The 17,839-nt window shown below is 62.3% G+C and carries 15 protein-coding genes; 12 read left to right on the top strand and 3 right to left on the bottom strand.

Annotation, left to right across the window (positions count from 1 at the left end):
• Nucleotides 1–271 precede the first annotated feature (271 nt).
• Entirely contained in the window at nt 272–1,810 is a 1,539-nt protein-coding gene (locus tag V5B44_RS12495) for a class I adenylate-forming enzyme family protein (RefSeq protein WP_332359347.1), read from the top strand.
• A gap of 152 nt (nt 1,811–1,962) precedes the next feature.
• Here V5B44_RS12495 and V5B44_RS12500 read toward each other — a convergent pair whose 3' ends face one another.
• Nucleotides 1,963–3,657, bottom strand: coding sequence for a PHA/PHB synthase family protein (locus V5B44_RS12500; RefSeq protein WP_434735453.1), 1,695 nt, complete (start codon nt 3,655–3,657; stop codon nt 1,963–1,965).
• A gap of 852 nt (nt 3,658–4,509) precedes the next feature.
• Here V5B44_RS12500 and V5B44_RS12505 point away from each other — a divergent pair.
• From V5B44_RS12505 to V5B44_RS12535, 7 genes are all read left to right on the top strand, one after another.
• The gene (locus tag V5B44_RS12505) at nt 4,510–5,277 is read left to right on the top strand and encodes a 3-hydroxyacyl-CoA dehydrogenase (RefSeq protein ID WP_332359349.1); all 768 of its coding nucleotides are present in this window, start codon (nt 4,510–4,512) and stop codon (nt 5,275–5,277) included.
• 62 nt (nt 5,278–5,339) lie between these two features.
• Nucleotides 5,340–6,521: an acetyl-CoA C-acyltransferase gene (locus V5B44_RS12510; protein WP_332359350.1), complete on the top strand. Its 1,182-nt coding sequence runs from the start codon at nt 5,340–5,342 to the stop codon at nt 6,519–6,521.
• A gap of 58 nt (nt 6,522–6,579) precedes the next feature.
• Nucleotides 6,580–7,020, top strand: coding sequence for a MaoC family dehydratase N-terminal domain-containing protein (locus V5B44_RS12515; RefSeq protein ID WP_332359351.1), 441 nt, complete (start codon nt 6,580–6,582; stop codon nt 7,018–7,020).
• 10 nt (nt 7,021–7,030) lie between these two features.
• Entirely contained in the window at nt 7,031–7,450 is a 420-nt protein-coding gene (locus tag V5B44_RS12520; RefSeq protein WP_332359352.1) for a MaoC/PaaZ C-terminal domain-containing protein, read from the top strand.
• Nucleotides 7,451–7,593: 143 nt separating this feature from the next.
• Nucleotides 7,594–8,667 carry a poly(R)-hydroxyalkanoic acid synthase subunit PhaE gene (locus V5B44_RS12525; RefSeq protein WP_332359353.1) on the top strand — a complete coding sequence of 358 codons (1,074 nt, stop codon included), beginning with the start codon at nt 7,594–7,596 and terminating at the stop codon, nt 8,665–8,667.
• 62 nt (nt 8,668–8,729) lie between these two features.
• The gene (phaC, locus tag V5B44_RS12530; protein WP_332359354.1) at nt 8,730–9,836 is read left to right on the top strand and encodes a class III poly(R)-hydroxyalkanoic acid synthase subunit PhaC; all 1,107 of its coding nucleotides are present in this window, start codon (nt 8,730–8,732) and stop codon (nt 9,834–9,836) included.
• Between the two features lie 153 nt (nt 9,837–9,989).
• Entirely contained in the window at nt 9,990–11,228 is a 1,239-nt protein-coding gene (locus V5B44_RS12535) for an HD-GYP domain-containing protein (RefSeq protein WP_332359355.1), read from the top strand.
• A gap of 48 nt (nt 11,229–11,276) precedes the next feature.
• On the opposite strand, the gene glpK is transcribed toward V5B44_RS12535, so the two are convergent.
• Both glpK and V5B44_RS12545 read right to left on the bottom strand, forming a co-directional pair.
• Nucleotides 11,277–12,791, bottom strand: a complete 1,515-nt coding sequence (glpK, locus tag V5B44_RS12540) for a glycerol kinase GlpK (RefSeq protein WP_332359356.1) — start codon at nt 12,789–12,791, stop codon at nt 11,277–11,279.
• A gap of 40 nt (nt 12,792–12,831) precedes the next feature.
• Nucleotides 12,832–13,434, bottom strand: a complete 603-nt coding sequence (locus tag V5B44_RS12545) for a TetR/AcrR family transcriptional regulator (protein WP_332359609.1) — start codon at nt 13,432–13,434, stop codon at nt 12,832–12,834.
• Between the two features lie 220 nt (nt 13,435–13,654).
• On the opposite strand from V5B44_RS12545, the gene V5B44_RS12550 reads away from it, so the two are divergent.
• Genes V5B44_RS12550 through V5B44_RS12565 form a run of 4 tightly spaced genes read left to right on the top strand, consistent with a single transcriptional unit; the run spans nt 13,655 to nt 17,827 of the window.
• A complete protein-coding gene (locus V5B44_RS12550; RefSeq protein WP_332359357.1) occupies nt 13,655–14,404 on the top strand; it encodes an electron transfer flavoprotein subunit beta/FixA family protein in 750 nt (249 codons plus the stop codon).
• 2 nt (nt 14,405–14,406) lie between these two features.
• Nucleotides 14,407–15,339, top strand: coding sequence for an electron transfer flavoprotein subunit alpha/FixB family protein (locus tag V5B44_RS12555; RefSeq protein WP_332359358.1), 933 nt, complete (start codon nt 14,407–14,409; stop codon nt 15,337–15,339).
• A gap of 24 nt (nt 15,340–15,363) precedes the next feature.
• Nucleotides 15,364–16,029: an energy-coupling factor ABC transporter permease gene (locus V5B44_RS12560; protein WP_332359359.1), complete on the top strand. Its 666-nt coding sequence runs from the start codon at nt 15,364–15,366 to the stop codon at nt 16,027–16,029.
• A gap of 43 nt (nt 16,030–16,072) precedes the next feature.
• On the top strand, nt 16,073–17,827 hold the full coding sequence (locus V5B44_RS12565) for a type IV pilus assembly protein FimV (protein WP_332359360.1): 1,755 nt from the start codon (nt 16,073–16,075) through the stop codon (nt 17,825–17,827).
• Nucleotides 17,828–17,839 lie beyond the last annotated feature (12 nt).

The raw sequence follows: 17,839 nt of genomic DNA on the forward strand, positions 1-17,839 counted from the left end.
CTCCGCGCGAGATTTGTTCACATCGCTTGACGGTTCTTGACGGGATTGTTTCGATTGTGGCTGGAAGGGTTGTCATTCATGCCGGGCGGACCGTCTCGATGGTCTGGCGCGGGTCGTTGTCAGGGGGCCGTGGGGGGGTCACCAGAGGCTTGTGCCGCGGCGCAGGTCAACGCGGTATAGTAGCGCTTTGCTGCGCTGCGATGAGCCAGGGCACCTGGCTGGAGCGCGCAACCGGCAAGGTGGGGCGCAGCTATCCTGGAGGGAGAGAACGATGCTGCAACTAGCGACACTGACCAGACATCACGCGAAGTTCCGACCGGATCAGACAGCGGTCGTTTTCGAGGAGGAGCGACTGAGCTGGCGCGAGTTCGATGCGCGTGTCGGTCGTTGCGCCTGCCTGCTGCAGTGGCTCGGTGTGCGCAAGGGCGACCGGGTGGCGACCGTTCTCGCCAATTGCCGCGAACTCCTCGAGGTTTACTGGGCAGTGCCGTCAATCGGTGCGGTACTGGTGCCGTTGAGCCCGCTGCTGATGGCTTCCGGCCTGGCCAGCTTGTTGCGCGACTCGGGGGCAGTCTGTCTGATCACCCAGAGCTCGATGGCGCCGCTGGTCGACCAGGTTCGCGAGGAGCTTCCGGGCCTGCGTGCCGACCACGTGCTGATGGTCGATGGGCCAACAGCCGACTATCCTGGGTACAAAGCGCTCCTCACGATCTGTCCCGAAGGCCGGGCAAGGCCGGTCGCGCTGACCCAGGACGATCTGTTCAACGTCATGTATACCAGTGGTACCACCGGGCTGCCAAAGGGCATCATGCACAGCCACTTCGTGCGCTCGATGTACTGCACCCTGTTTGCCGCGGCCTGGCGGATGCGGCCGGAATCGGTGGTGCTGCACACCGGTGCGATCGTCTTCAACGGCGCCTTCGTGACCCTGATGCCGTGCTTCTACCTCGGCGCGCGCTACGTCCTGCAGCGGCAATTCAACGCCGAGGAGGCGATCGAGATCATTGCTCGCGAGCGGGTGACACACACCATGATGGTGCCAGCGCAGATCATTGCCTTGCTTCACTCGCCAAATTTCTCACCCGACAAGCTTGCCTCACTCGAGATGATCCTTTCACTCGGAGCCCCTCTCTACCAGGAACACAAGGACCTGCTCAACCGCCTCTTGCCGGATCGCTTTTACGAGCTCTACGGCCTTACGGAAGGTTTCTGGACCATCCTCGACAAGACCCAGTCGCTACGCAAGGCCGGCTCGGTCGGGTCGCCGCCGTGCTTCTACGAGATGCGTATCGTACGCGAGGACGGCCGCGACGCGGCAACCGGGGAAGTCGGCGAAATCGTCGGGCGTGGGCCGTCACTGATGCTCGGCTACTACGGTCGCCCGGACCTCACCGAGCAGGCAATCCGCGATGGCTGGCTATTTACCGGTGATCTCGGTTACGCCGATGGCGAGGGCTATCTCTACCTGGTTGACCGCAAGAAAGACATGATCGACAGCGGTGGGGTCAAGATCTACCCCAAGGACGTCGAAGAAGTCGCGGCCCGCCACCCGGCGGTGAGGGAAGTCGCCGTCTTCGGCGTCGCCCATGAGAAATGGGGTGAGACGCCGGTCGCGGCGGTGCTTCTGCGCGCCGGCGCGGCGGTCAGCGCGGGCGAACTGCTTGACTGGATCAACGAGCGTGTCGGTGCCCGCTACCAGCGCCTGCACGCGGTCCAGATCATGGACGACTTTCCACGCAACGCCGCTGGCAAGACGCTAAAGCGGGAAATGCGGGACGCCTACCAGATCGAACACCGGGATAGTCACTGACGGCAACTGGCAGGCACGGCCGAAACCGGCGGTGCCGCCGAAATCGATGTTCTGCCGGCGGGAAGTGCGGTGCAGAGATGAACGTGTGATCGGGGGGAACGAGTGCGAAGCGGCTCGGTCACCGTTGGCGGCGACCGAGCCAGTGCTGGTTGTCACTGTTGATGGATGTAGGTCCCCGGCGCGTCGCAGATCGGCTCGTAGCCCTTGTCGGGAGCGCCCATCGCCGGTGCTGCTTCGGCGCCAGTGGAGTGCCGTTCGAGCCATTTTTGCCAAGCTGGCCACCAGGACCCCTGGTACACTGGCGTCGTTTGCTTCCAGGTCTCGGCGTCAAGAAAACGTTCGCCTTCGCGGCAGACGCTGAGCTGGTACGACCGGCGCGGGTGGCCCGGTTCATTGACGATGCCGACGTTGTGCCCACCGCTGGTGAGGACGAAGGTGAGTTCGGTCGCGTCGCTCTGCAGGTGCAGCTTGTAGACCGAGTGCCACGGCGCCACGTGGTCGGCGCCGGCCGCCACGGCAAACATCGGCGCATGGATGTTGCTGATTGAAATCGCGCGCCCGTCGACCATGTACTTGCCCTGGAACAGCTGGTTATCGACATACAGGCGACGCAGCACCTCGGAGTGCTGACGATAGGGCATGCGCGTGCCGTCGGCATTCCAGGCCATCAGGTCGAACATCGGCTCGCGATGGCCAAGGTAGTACTCGCGGACCATTTTCGACCAGATCAGGTCGGCTGACTTGAGGAGCTGGAAGCCACCCGAAACCTGCTTGTGCCCCAGGTAACCCTTCTCCCACATCATGTCTTCGAGCAGGGTAACCTCGCTGGCATCCATGAAGACGTTGATCTCGCCGACATCGGTGAAGTCGGTCATGGTGGTGAACAAGCTGATGCTGGCCAGACGGTCGTCGCCGTCGCGAGCCATCGCGGCGGCGGCGATGGTCAGCAGGATTCCGCCCAGGCAGTAGCCAACGGTGTGAATCCTGCGTCCCGGCAGGATGTCGGAAATGGCGTCGATTGCCGCCATGGTTCCCAGCTTGCGGTAGTCCTCCATGCCCAGGTTGCGGTGCTCCGCGCGCGGGTTCATCCAGGAGATCATGAACACGGTGTGGCCCCGATCGACCAGGTACTTGACCAGCGAGTTGTGCGGCGACAGGTCCAGGATGTAATACTTCATCATCCACGCGGACTGCATCAGCACCGGTTCGCGCTGGACGGTGTCGGTGGTCGGCGAATACTGGATCAGCTCCATCAGCAGATTGCGATAAACGACCTTGCCCGGGGTAACGGCGAGGTTCTCGCCTACCCGGAAGGCCTCAATGCCGGCTGGCTTCTCGTCGCGCAGCGAACGACGGACATCCTCGCCATAGAACTCGGCCCCGCGCGCCAGGTTGGCGCCGCGCTCCTTGGTCGTCGCCTCGACGATCTCGGGGTTCAGGAAGGGGACATTGCACGGCGCCGACATGTCGAGAATCTGCTTGGCAGTAAACCAGACGGCGGCTTCGCCGTGCTTGGAAACGCCGCGGACGCCGGTGGTCGCGTTGTGCCACCACTGCTGATTGAGCAGGAAACCCTGGTAAACCACGTTGTAGGGAAAACGCTCCCAGCCCGGATGGTCGAAGCGATGGTCACCAGGCAGTGGCTTGATGCACGGTTCGGCGGTGCCGGTGACCGCGGACGAAAGGGCGTACGCTCCGAGGCGCATCGCCTTGCGCGCCGCTTTCGCCGCCAGTTGAAACTGCTTGCCGGGAGAGGCAGCCAGGTGAACTGTCCAGTCCAGATAGGCCATCGCCAGCGAGGCCGGCGACACGCCGCCACTGAACTGGCCGAGCGCGATGTTGGTCATGCGATCGATGTCTTCCAGAGCGCCGGAGTCCAGCAGGTGCCGGTCGCCGAGGCGGCGAGAGAAGTCGCCGTGGGCGTGGGAAGCCGGCGTTGCTGCAGGGGAGGGCGGCGGTGCCACTGCTGCCGGAGTTGCGGGGGGCAGATTGGCAGCGCGTTGCTCCGTTACGGGGGCGGCTGGAGTGACGGCTGCTGCTGCAGGGGCTGCAGCCTCGACGGGCTTCTTGCGACGCGCTGTACTCTGCCTGCTGCGCCGCTTCGCTGTGTCAGCAGCTCCCTCGGGGAGGGCTGCATCGGCCGTGGGGGGTTCCGGGAGTTCTTTGAGCGTTTCGACCATGGGGATTCTCCTTTTTTGCGCTGACTCAGTTCAGCCGTGGGCGCATGTTCGCCCGCATCATTGGCCATCCTAAGCCATCGGCCAGGCCAATTCCTGATCCATGTCAACAGCTTGTGCGAGACCATCGATCGTCCCGTGGTAGGGATCGGGCGGCGGCGTCTCCGCCTCGCCTGCGGTCATCCCGGGATCGGTCGAGGCGACCGGCTTTCGAATGCCATGCTGCAGTGCGTCTGGTGCTTGACTCGGCAGTGCTCCGCATTCGACAATGCCGGCACTGCTCGCAGCCTTCCGCGGCTTGCCTGGAACTCGTCTCTGTGACGATGCGTGCCGGGTCAGGGCAGCCAATCGATACTGTTGCGGGGCAGCACACCCGGGGCCTTCGCCTGATCCAGAGGAGCCTCCTCGAATCAGCACGGAGCGCGCGATTTTCTGTGACGATGTGAGTTCTCATCAATCGCCGTCGGCACAGGCCAGGAGCGCGGCATCGCGTGATGTCGCGATATTTTTTTGGGGGTAATCATGCAAATCAATGGCAGTGTGTTTGTGGTAACGGGAGCAGGATCCGGACTCGGAGCGGAAACGGCGAGCGGCCTGGTCAATGCTGGTGGGAAAGTGGTCATTGTCGACGTCGACGCCGCTGCCGGCGAGGCGCAGGCAGCGCAGTTGGGGGCCAACGCGCGCTTTGCCAAAACCGACGTGACCGATGAAGCGAGCGCACGTGCTGCCATCGAAATGGCTGTCAGTGAATTTGGCGCGCTGCACGGACTGGTCAACTGCGCCGGCGTGGCGCCACCCAAGAAGGTGCTTGGCCGGGATGGTCCGCATGACCTGGCGACCTTCTCGCGCGTCGTCAGCATCAATCTGATCGGTACCTTCAACATGATTCGTCTCGCCGCCGAGGCGATGAGCAAGAACGAGCCGAACGAAGGCGGTGAGCGTGGCGTGATCGTCAATACGGCGTCGATCGCCGCTTTTGACGGTCAGATTGGCCAGGCCGCTTATGCCTCTTCGAAGGCGGCCGTGGTAGGACTGACCCTGCCGGTGGCGCGCGAGCTGGCCGCGCACGGCATCCGCGTCGTGACGATCGCGCCGGGCATATTTGGGACACCGATGATGAAGGGATTGCCACAGCCCGTTCAGGATACCCTGAGCAAGATGGTGCCGTTCCCGTCACGCCTCGGCTATCCTGCCGAGTACGCGGCGCTGGTGCGGCATATCTGCGAGAACACCTATCTCAACGGTGAAGTCATCCGCCTCGACGGTGCCATCCGCATGCCTGGGAAGTAGTTGCCGGCAAGCAGGACACATCCAAACCGGCAGTATCCGTTGTTTTCAAGGAGTGCTTAATTATGAGTGAATCAGTTGTTATCGTCGGCGCCAAGCGTACGCCAGTGGGCGCCTTCCAGGGGCAGTTTGCGGGGATGACCGCGCCGCAGCTGGCCAGCGTTGCGATCAAGGCGGCGGTCGAACAGGCGGGCGTCAAGGGCGAAGATATCGACGAAGCGTTGATGGGTTGCTGCCTGATGGCAGGTTTGCGTCAGGCGCCGGCGCGCCAGGCGGTGCTCGGCGCCGGCCTGCCGAAGTCGGTGCCGTGCGTCACCTTGACCAAGATGTGCAGTTCGGCCCAGAAGACGGTCATGATTGCCCATGACGAACTGCTGGCCGGTTCGATCAATATCGCCGTCGCCGGTGGCATGGAGTCGATGACCAATGCACCGCACGTGCTGACCACCGCCCGCTCCGGTTATCGGTTGGGCAACGGGGTTCTGCACGACCACATGTTCCTCGATGGCCTCGAGGATGCCTATGAGCAGGGCAAGCTGATGGGCGCTTTCGCCGAGCTGTGTGTGGACAAGTACAGCTTTTCGCGCGAAGAGATGGACGCCTTCGCCATCGAATCGGTGACGCGGGCGCAGAAAGCCGTCACCTCGGGAGTCTTCAGTGCCGAGATCGCGCCAGTCACCGTCACCTCGCGCAAGGGCGAAGAGGTGATTGCCCTCGATGAGACGCCGATGAAGTGCGACGTATCGAAGATCACGAAGCTGAAGCCGGCATTCAAGAAGGATGGAGCGGTGACACCAGCCAACTCGTCGTCGATTTCCGACGGTGCAGCGGCCTTTGTCCTGATGCGCGAATCCGACGCCAAGAGCGGCGGCATCACGCCGTTGGCCCGGATTGTCGGCCATGCGACCTTTGCCCATGACCCGGCCTGGTTTACCACCGCCCCGGTCTTTGCCTTCCAGAAACTGCTGAAGAAGGTCGGCTGGCAGGCCGAGGACGTCGACCTCTGGGAGATCAACGAGGCTTTCGCAGCGGTCACGATGGCGTCCATGCGGGATCTCAAGCTGCCTGCCGACAAGGTCAACGTCAATGGCGGCGCCTGTGCTCTGGGGCATCCGATTGGTGCCACGGGTTCGCGGATCCTGGTGACGCTGCTCTACGCGCTCAAAGCGCGCGGCCTCAAGCGGGGCATCGCCGGCCTCTGCGCTGGCGGCGGTGAAGCCACTGCGATTGCCATCGAAGTTCTCTGATCAAGTCGCCAACCAGCGTTTCCACCCCGGCGTCCGGGGTGGACGAGGAGTGAATCGGATGTTGATTGACAAGAAACACATAGGCATGAAGGTGCCGCCACACTCGGTAACCCCGACGGCGTGGCAACTCAAGTGGTTCGCCAAGGCGACGGGCCAGACGGACCCGATCTACTTTGACGAGGAAGCGGCGCGCCAGGCTGATCTGCCGGGCGTGCTGGTGCCACCGACCTTCTTTTTCTGCATGGACATGGACAAGGACCATCCTTTCGATTACCTCGAGACGATGGGCTGCGACCTGATGAAGATGTTGCATGGCGAACAGTCGTTCACCTACCACAAGCCGGTCTATTCGGGCGATAAGCTCGACTTCGACGGAGAGATCACCGATATCTACGACAAGAGGAACGGCGCGCTGCAGTTCGTCGTGAAGGATGTGAAGGTGCGTCGGCAGGGCGAACTGGTGTGCGATGTGCGCTCCGTCATGGTTATTCGGGCATAGGGGAAAGTCGATGACAAAACCGAATTTTGATGCGCTGAATGTTGGCGACTGTCTTCCCTCCTTCACCACCGAGCCGGTGTCGCGACTGACGCTGGCCCTGTATGCGACGGGGTCGGGAGATCACCATCCCTTGCACCTCGACCAGGACTTTGTCCGGGCGAACGGGATTCCAGATGTTTTCGCCCATGGCATGTTGGGCATGGCGTATCTTGGCCGTCTGCTGACGCAGTGGGTGCCGCAGGACGCCATCCGCAGTTTTGGCGTGCGTTTCACCGCGATCACGCAAATTGGTGAGCGCATGGTGTGCACCGGTAAGGTAGTCGAAAAGCTGGAGCAGGGTGGGGAGAAGTGTGTCCGTCTCGAGCTGACCTGTGCCAACGAGCAGGGTGAGGCGAAGCACAAGGGAGATGCGGTTGTGGCACTGGTCTGACCAATGACAAACCCGTAAAGCTGCATCCTCGCGGCCGTCGACAGACGGCCGCAGTTTTATTGTAGAGTGCACGCCGTCTACCGCTGGGCATCCGCCTACCGTGGCGGTAGGCGTGTCCGACACACTGAAAGGAGATCACCGGAGTGGAAAACAAGAATCCGAATGAGCAATTGGGCGGCGTCGTCAACGCTTGGGCTGATATGCAGAAGCGCATGTGGGGCGACTGGTCCTCGCTGTTGCAGAATCTTCCAGGCAACGCTGAAGCCCCTGTCGAGGCGGTGAAAAAAGGTGTTGAAGCCGCCACCAAAGGTACGAACGAAGCCGCACGCATGCTGATGGATCGCATGACCGGCAGCCAGGGCGCGATGAATCGCGTCATGGATTTCTTTTTCAAGTCGATGAAGGTCGTGGCGCCAAATCTCGAGGCCAACAAGGACTGGCGCCCCGACCTCAAGGGTTTTGCCGAGCAGTGGGCCAAGGAATCGACGGCGATGCTCGAACGCAGTTTTGGCATGGGCTCGCACCTGGGTAATCTGAATACAACGCTGACCAAGGACTTGCCCGATGCCATGGGTCCCTGGCTGTCGTTCCTGATGCAGGCAGCTTCGTCGGGGCACGTCGGCGAGGCGATGCTCGGCGGCACCTCCGGAATCAATCGCCTGCTGTCGATGGAAGGCGATGCCGCCTTGGCAAGCGTCGGGGAAATTCCTCTGTTTGGTGCGTCGCGCGAGAAAAACACCAAGGTATTGCGTCTGGTCGACGCGGTCGTCGATCTGCGCAGGAACAGTCTGGCTTTCCACACGGCGTTCGCCGAAGCTCTGGCCAAGGCCGTCGAAGCGACCATCGAAGAACTCGCCAAGGTGGCTGCCAAAGGAGAGAAGATCACCGCTGTGCGTCAACTGATGGGCCTTTGGTACCGCACGGCCGACAAGTCGTTGCTGGTCACGTTCAATACGCAGGAGTTCCTCGACAAGCAGAACGCGTTTACCAAGGCGCAGCAGCAATTCAAGCTCACGCAGCGCGCGGTCGTCGAGGATATCTTTCGCGGTCTGGATATGCCCACTCGCAGCGAACTGGACGAAGCCTATCAGGTCATCCACGAACTGAAGATGGAGGTGCGAGCGCTCAAGAAGGCACTGCTTCCGCCGCCCCAGGCTGCAGCTCCCAAGGCCAGCGCTCCTCGCAAGCCGGCGGCAGCGCGCGCCAAGAGCGAATGAGCCGAGAAAGTCTGCACCTTGTAATTCGGCTGATAAGCTAATAGACCTATAGGAGGCTACCGATGTTTTCTTTCCCCATCCAGATTCTTCCCGCTGACGTCGCGGCTGAAACCGCAGCCCTGAACGAGAAACTCGCCAAGGGCATCAGCAATCTCACCAACCTGACCGACGACGATATCGATATTGGCAGCACGCCGAAGGACGTGGTTCTTGCGCAGGACGGAATCAAGGTCTATCACTACCACGCGCTGGTCGACCAGGCGAAGATCATGAAAACGCCGCTGCTGATCGTGCCGCCGCTGATCAACGGCTACGAGGTGGCCGATCTGCAGCCCGATCGTTCACTGGTCCGTAATCTCTTGAACGAGGGTATTGATGTCTACCTTAACGACTGGGGGTATCCGCGTCAGGTCGACAAGTACCGTACGGTTGACGATTACATCAACGGTTACCTCGACGACACGGTCGATTTCATTCGCAAGCGCCATGGGGTAGACAAGATCGCCCTGTTCGGTATCTGTCAGGGTGGCACCATGTCGACCACCTACTCGACGCTCAATCCGGACAAGATCAGCCATCTCACGCTGACTGTGTCGCCGATCGATTTCGATGCCTACAAGGCGAATCACAAGCCACACGAGGGCTTGATGTTCACCATGGGGGCTGACGCCGACGTCGAGAAGATGGTCGCCGTGCATGGCAACGTGCCGGCGAGTGTGCTCAACGAGTCGTTCATGATGGCTTCACCGTTCATCCTGAATTACGGAAAGTACGCCGACGTGATCGATATTCTCGACGACCGCCTGGCGCTGCAGAACTTCCTGCGCATGGAGAAGTGGCTGTTTGGTGGTCCCGATGCCGTTGGCCAGACGTTCAAGGAGTTCATCCGCGACTTCCTGAAGGGCAACAAGCTCGTCAAGGGTACCCTGGAGGTAGGCGGTCGCAAGGTCGACCTCAAGGAACTCACGATGCCGATCCTCAACATCTTTGCCGAGAAGGACCACATCGTGCCACCGCCGTGCACCGTCGCCCTCGGCAAGCATGTCGGCAGCAAGGATTACACCGAGTTTGCCATCGCGACCGGACACATCGGCATCTACACCGGTGGTCTGGCGCAAAAGGTCCTGGCACCGAAGGTTGCGAGCTGGATGCGCGAGCGAGGCGCCTGAGGTTTCTGGCCGATCGCGTCCGTTCGGACGCGAGTTGATTCTGGGGAGCGCCCTTGGACGCGACGTATCCTGCCTGCTTCGGCGGTACGGGTGTCGCGGAGGGCGTTACCCCGGTGCTTGCTCGGTTCGGCCTTCGATATTGCCTGGCCTTCGATGACTCTGAGAATCGACCTGAAAAGCGCCATTCTGGCGTTGTCCGACGCACTGGACCTGGTCGGGGTCAACGACTTTCAGCACGGCAAGCGCGTCGCCATGATCGCGCGCGAAACCGGGCTGATGCTGGGTTTGCCGGAAAAGCAGCTGGACCGCCTGGTCTGCGCCAGCCTGCTGCATGACCTTGGCGTGTCGTCTACTGCTGTGCACCGCCGGCTGCAACGCGAGGCCGACTGGGATGACCGGCAAGAACACTGCGAAAGAGGGTATCGACTGCTGCTGCCCTTTACCCACCTGTCGCTGGTGGCGAACGCTATCCGTTATCACCACACCCCGTGGCCGGAACTGCCTGGCGGGCTGAGCGAGGTAGACGCGCTCGATAGCAACCTCATCTTGCTGGCTGACCGCGTCGATGCCATGCTGCTGCAAAAGGGCCTGGAGAATCCGCTTTTCAACCGTGATGGCGTTGTCGAAGCGATTGCTACGCTTGCTGGCTCGCTATTGTCTCCGGACGCGGTAAAGGCTTTCGTCGCGGCTGCCGCTCGTGAAGCTTTCTGGATTGCCCTGGTGCCGCGCCATGTGCATAGCTACCTCAATGATCTGGCGCTGAGTGACTGGCGGATAACGATTGACTTTCCTCAGTTTGGCCACGTTGCGCGGCTGATTTCAAGCATTGTCGACGCCAAGAGCCCGTTCACAGCGGCGCATTCTCTGGGTGTAGCGCAACTGGCTCGTCATCTGGGGGAGGGAGTCGGTTTGAGCGGCGACGCATTGGCCGAGCTCCAGGTTGCCGGCCTGATGCACGATGTGGGGAAGTTGTGCGTGCCCGACGAGATCGTCGACAAGCCGGCCGGATTGACGCCTCTGGAGTTCTCGGTGATGGAGCGGCACAGCTTCGAAACCTACCAGATCTTGCGCCACATTCCTGGCCTGGGGCAGGTTGCAGAGTGGGCAGCCTTCCATCATGAGGCACTCAACGGCCACGGTTACCCCTTCCGTTGCGGCCCCGACCGCCTCGCCCGCGAGGCGCGCATTGTCGCTGTGGCGGATGTTTTTCAGGCCCTGGCACAGGACCGCCCCTACCGCGGCGCGCAGCGCGCAGAACAGATTCCGCGTTTTCTCGATGACTTCGTCAGACGGGGAGTACTGGATCGCGATATCGTCGCGCTGGCCTGCGAGGATCTGGACGGGAGTTGGCGAGCTGCAACGCAGGTTCTGCCCGAGAGCGCTGGCGAATGATGGCCAGCCATTTCTCGGACGTTTGCAGCAACCGTGCGTCATCATCGCTCACTCGGCCGGGATCCAGTGACGACAGCGTTCGACAGCACGACGCCAGCCGCCGAGCAGGGTAGCGCGTTGCTCGGCGGGCATGCCAGGTTCAAAGCGGCGTTCGGCGTGCCACAGGGAAGTCAGCTCCGCCTCGTCCCGCCAGAATCCGACCGCCAGTCCCGCAAGGTAGGCCGCGCCGAGGGCAGTGGTCTCGGTGATGCGCGGACGCACCACCGGCACGCCGAGCAGATCCGCCTGGAACTGCAGAAGGAGGTTGTTCGCCGCCGCCCCCCCGTCGACGCGCAGTTCGCGCAAGTGCTCGCCGCAATCCAGCTCCATGGCGTTCAGGACTTCGGCGCTCTGATAGGCGATCGCTTCCAGTGCGGCGCGCGCGACATGCGCCCGGTTGGTGCCGCGCGTCATGCCGAGCAGGGCGCCGCGAGCATAGGGATCCCAGTATGGCGCACCGAGGCCGGTATGCGCGGGTACCAGGTAGACGCCACCACTGTCTGGTACGGAAGCGGCCAGCGCTTCGATTTCGCTGGAACGGGAAATCATCCCGAGACCGTCTCGTAACCATTGGACGATGGCGCCGCCCATGAAGACGCTGCCTTCGAGGAGGTAGGTCGTCTGCCCATGCAGCCGCCAGCCGATGGTGGTCAGCATGCGGTGGTGCGAGTTCATCGCTCGCTGGCCGGTATTCATCATCAGGAAACAGCCTGTACCGTAGGTGTTCTTGGCCATTCCCTGTTCGAGGCAGGCCTGGCCATAGGTGGCCGCCTGCTGGTCGCCGGCGATGCCGGCCAGCGGGATCGGCGCACCGAGCAGATCACTGGCAAGCTGCGTAATCAGACCACTGCTGTCGACGACCCGCGGCAGTACGGCGGGCGGAATGTCGAGCAGGGCCAGCAATTCATCATCCCAGCAGAGGCGTCTGATGTCGAAGAGCAGGGTGCGCGAGGCGTTCGACGGATCGGTGACATGCACCCGGTCAGCCGACAGCTTCCACGCCAGCCAACTGTCGATCGTTCCGAACGCCAGTTCGCCTCGTTCGGCGCGCGCGCGCGCGCCTGGGATGTGGTCGAGCAGCCATTTCAATTTGGTGCCCGAGAAATAGGCGTCAAGGACCAGACCGGTCCGCTCGCGGAACAGTTCGGCGTGACCGGCTGCGGCGAGTTCGTCGCACAGACCGGCCGTGCGGCGATCCTGCCAAACGATCGCGCGGTGCACTGGCTCGCCGCTGGCGCGATCCCAGAGGACGCTGGTTTCGCGCTGGTTGGTCAGGCCGACAGCGGCAATCTGACTGGCCGGAATACCGTGGTCGCGGAGCACGGCACGCGCAACGGCAAGTTGCGTCTGCCAGATTTCGTCCGCGTCGTGTTCGACCCATCCAGGCTGCGGGTAATACTGCGCATATTCCTGTTGGGCAACGCCGTGGATACGGCCATCGCGTCCGAAGAGCATGGCGCGTGAGCTGGTCGTGCCCTGGTCGAGAGCAAGAATGAACTGCTGACTGGTGGGAGTTCCTGGCATGCGGCAATCTCCAGCGAAAGAGAGGGTCCTTCGGTCAATCTCAGGTGTCGCTGCTCGGGGCGCCATGCGGCTGCTTGACGATCAGTTCAGCGATCCAGCGCTTGAACTCGTTCACCCGTGGATCGTAGCTTTCGCAGGCCATCAGGCTTTGCCCGAAAACGTAAGCGTAGAGCAGCAGACTGCGGCTTTTCGCTTCTTCCTCGGAAACGCCGAGGGCGACAAACAGCTTCCGCGTGCATTCGAGACGCCAGGTATCGACCTCCGCGACAACGGCCGCAGCCTGAGCGTCTCGCCTGGCCCATTCGCGTACCGCCAGTTCGATCGAAATTCCCTTGCGGTTCCGGGTGGCACCATAGACGTCGATCAGGTGCAGGAGTTGCGCCTGCTCGCTGTCCGGTATGGCCACGCTCTGTCTCTCGATATCACGGATGCGACCATCCCGCCAGGTCTGGAGAACAGCGTCGAAGAGATCCTGGCGATCCTTGAAGTGCCAGTAAAAACTACCCTTGGTTACACCGAAGTTCTTCGCCAGAACCTCGATTCGCATCCCCTGGACACCCTGTTCTGCGAGCACCTCGATCGCTGCCAGGATCCATTCGTTGCGGTCCAGCGCGGCACGTGGCCGTGTGCTTAGGCGCTTCATCGTCATCTGGTCCTTTCCTGAATGACGCGGCTGAGGCAATATTACAAGCTCATGCGCTGTTGCCGCGGTCGACAGCGTTGACAGCCATGGCTCCATACGGTACCGTACGCTATCCATACGAGAGAGTATGGCCTATTGTCCGGTCAGAGTTGGGCAATGTCAAACGCGGCCTGCCTGAATCGCGATTGATATCGATTACTGTACTGAAAAGGAGAGAAAATTGAAGATCCTCGTTGCAGTGAAACGAGTGGTGGATTACAACGTCAAGGTTCGCGTCAAGCCTGACGCGAGCGACGTTGATCTGGCGAACGTGAAGATGTCGATGAACCCCTTTGACGAGATCGCGATTGAAGAGGCGGTGCGTCTGAAGGAAGCCGGTATCGCCACGGAAGTGATCGCTGTTTCGGCGGGCATCGCCAACTGCCAGGAGACCCTGCGCACGGCGATGGCGATTGGTGCCGACCGTGGCATCCTGATCCAGACCGATGTCGAGCTGCAACCACTGGCGGTCGCCAAGCTGCTCAAGGCGGTGTGTGAGAAGGAGCAGCCCCAGATCGTCCTGTGCGGCAAGCAGGCGATCGACGACGACGCCAACCAGACCGGGCAGATGCTGGCCGGGCTGATGAACTGGCCGCAGGCAACCTTCGCCTCGAAGATCGTCGTCGCCGGGCAACTGGCGACCGTCACGCGCGAGATCGACGGCGGCCTGGAAACCGTCGAGGTGCTCTTGCCAGCCGTGCTGACGGCCGACCTGCGCCTCAACGAACCGCGCTACGCGACGCTGCCGAACATCATGAAAGCCAAGAGGAAGCCGCTCGAGACGACCCACCCGGCGACGCTGGGGGTCGATGTCGCGCCGCGCCTGAAGACACTCAAGGTCGCCGAACCGCCGAAGCGAACGGCAGGCATCAAGGTGGCCGATGCGGCCGATCTGGTGATGAAACTCAAGACTGAAGCAAAGGTAATCTGACCATGGCCATTCTCGTCATTGCTGAACACGACCATACCTCGATCAAGCCGGCGACACGCAACGCCGTCACCGCGGCGACGAAAATCGGGGGCGAGATTCACCTGCTGGTTGCCGGCAGCGCCTGTGCCGCGGCCGCCGATGCCGCGGCAGGGCTGGCCGGCGTGAGCAAGGTGCTGGTCGCTGACGCGCCGCACTACGCCGATCAGTCACCCGAGAACCTGGCGGCGCTGGTGGTAGCCAATGCGGCAAGCCATACTCACCTGCTGGCGGCGGCGACGACCTGCGGCAAGAACTTCATGCCGCGCGTGGCCGCGCTGCTCGATGTGGCGCAGATCTCCGAGATCATCGGCGTCGAATCCGCCGACACCTTCGTCCGCCCGATCTACGCCGGCAACGTCGTCGCCACCGTGCAGTCGGCCGACCCGGTCAAGGTCATCACGGTACGGGCGACGGCCTTCGAAGCCGCCGGCGACGGGGGTAGCGCGCGCATCGAGAGCCTGAGCGCCGGCCCCGATCTCGCCCAGAACAAGCTCGTTGGTCGCGAACTGAGCAAGTCGGAACGACCGGAGCTGACCGCTGCCAAGGTGATCGTGTCGGGCGGTCGCGGCATGGGCAACGGCGAGAACTTTCACCGCTTGCTCGAACCGCTGGCCGACAGACTCGGGGCCGCCCTGGGCGCCTCGCGGGCGGCGGTGGATGCCGGTTACGTATCGAATGACTACCAGGTCGGCCAGACGGGCAAGATCGTCGCGCCGCAGCTCTACATCGCGGTCGGCATTTCGGGTGCCATACAGCACCTGGCCGGGATGAAGGACAGCAAGGTGATCGTCGCGATCAACAAGGACGCCGAAGCACCGATCTTCCAGGTCGCCGATTATGGCCTGGTCGGCGACCTCTTCGAAGTCCTGCCGGCGCTGCAGGCGGAACTCGGCTGAGCCGCGCCAGGGAGGCCAGGCCGCATGAACCTGCCCGACGGCCTGATCGATGGCTACTGGAACGTGCTGGCCTGGTGCTTGTTCGCCATCGCGGCGTCCCTGGCGGCGAGGCGTGCCCCGTGGCACGTGCTGACTGACAGTCGACGTCTGAATGCCTTCTTGGCAATGATTGTCGGCCTGATCCTGCTCTGGCACCTGAAGGCCGGGATCAAGCCCGGCCTTGCGCTGCACCTGCTTGGTGCGACGGTCTTTACCTTGTGCTTTGGCTGGGCCCTGGCGTTTATTGGCCTCTGCGCGGTCCTCGCCGGAATGACACTGAACGGAGCGGCAGGCTTCGAGGCCTTTGCTGTGAACGCCCTGCTGATGGCTGGAGTCGGCGTGTTTACGAGTCATTGGCTTCATCGACTGGTCGATCGGGTGCTGCCAAGACACCTGTTCGTCTATATTTTTTGCAAGGGTTTCTTTGCCTCGGCGCTGGCAGTGATGGCTGTTGGGGTGGTCTCCTGCATGCTACTGGTACTGGCGGGGGCATACGACAGCGACTACCTGACCAGCGAGTACCTGCCGTACTTTCTTCTGCTGGGCTTTTCCGAGGCCTGGTTGTCGGGTATGTTGAGCACGCTGTTTGCCGTCTATCGGCCGGAGTTGCTGGCGGATTTTGAAGATGCGCAGTTTTTCGGAAGAAGATGACTGTCCCGCTGAAGCGGTTTCAACGACAAGGTGGCCTTTGCTGATGGCATCGAGAGTCCCCGGTTGGCTACTGATTGTTGCAGCCGTGTTGTCGTCTCTTGCGACGCCTGAGGCGAGTGCGGTCATCCTTGGCGAGATTCGCAGCAGTTCACGGTTGGGCCAGATCCTGTATGCTGAAATCGACGTGGATGAGCACCCGGCAGAGCGCTTCAACCCCGCCTGCCTCAAGCTCTACCAACCAGAATCGGTCAGCGATGACTTTCCCTGGATCACGGCGGCGCGCCTGGACTACCAGCGGGAACGCGGCAAGGGCAGGCTGAACATCGTCTCAGCAGCCCCCGTACATGATCCGGTGATACAGCTCGGGGTCCGGTCGACCTGTGCTGACGGTGCTTCGCGTCGATACACGCTGTTGCTCTCGCCGCCGTCCGGTGAAGCATCCGCTCAAGCGCCGCGCACAACTGCCATGGCCCGGTCAGTGCAGCGGCCAGCGGACCCGCCGCCTGCCGCAGAGCGCGGGCGAACGATAGCGCCAGCGGCGGCGCGCAGCCAGCCGCCGGCAGCCAAGCGCCCGGAGCCGGAGACATCGGGAAGCGTTGGGTCTGAAAAGGCAGCATCGTTACGCCTGAGCGAGCAGCTGGCTGCCTCCGGGCAGAGCAGCGTTCTCGGTCGTGAATTATTGCGTCTGGAACATCGCACGCTGGAGATGCTCAATGAAGCGAATGACGATCCGAAAGCCCTGAGCGAGAAGCTTGCCTGGCTGGAAGCAAATGTGGCCGAACTCAAGAGGGCAGAGGAACGGCTGGAAGGCGTGGCAACGGCACTTCCTTCGACTCCGCCCGCACCGGGCAGCGATTTCGCTCTCGCCACGGCCAAGGCGCCCACGATTCCGCTTGCGCCAGCGTCGTCATATCGGGCAGCGGATGTGCCAAGCACTTCCCCGGCCGCGGCGGTACAAACTGGCGGTTTGGCTTCGCCGCCAGACCTGCGCCAGCAACTGGCCGCAGCGGCGGCAGATTCTGACCCGTGGCTGCTGGTTGCCGGGCTTGCCCCGGTGGCGGTACTGGTCTTGCTCCTGGTGCTCCGCCGTCAAGGTCTCGCGGTAGAAGCTCGCGCTCGCGGACCCGCCGCTTTCCCGGTGTCGGCCCCGGGTAACCCCGAGTTCTTGCAAACGGAGCCGACGACGACCGGCGCGATCAAGCCGCGTGGGCATGCCACCGAGCCGACGCTCCGCGCGGCTCCGGTTCCGCAGCCGACTGCACTGCCGGCTCCGGCTCCGTTGACCGCGCACACCGGGCCGGAAATTGCCGGCGCCGCTCCCGCGCTCGAACTGGCTGAGATCATGCTCTCCTTCGGTCGCGTGACCGGAGCGGCCAGAACCCTGGAGGAATACCTCGCAGCTCTGCCGCAGGAGTCATTGCGACCCTGGATCCGGCTACTGCAGATTTACGAGCGCAACGGCATGCGCAAGGAGTTCGAAGCATTGACCTTGAAGCTGAACCGGAACTTCAACGTCGAAGTCATTCGTTGGAGTGGTGGAGAACCAAGCGAGGAACTCGAGCTCCTGCCGGTCGAGGGCGTACCGGGAAAAGCAGTTACGCTGGAAGAGATCCCGCGCATTCGCGACCAGATCATATCCCTCTGGGGAAGACCGGAGTGTTCCGACTATCTCGAGAAGCTGTTGCGCGACAATCGTGACGGACTGCGCAGCGGCTTCACCTTGCCCATCGTCGAGGAATTGTTGTTCTTGATTGACCTTTCGGGAGCTCGCGAAGCAACCCGGGAGTTTCCACAGTAGCCATAGAAGCCA

This window comes from Candidatus Accumulibacter necessarius, assembly GCF_036625085.1.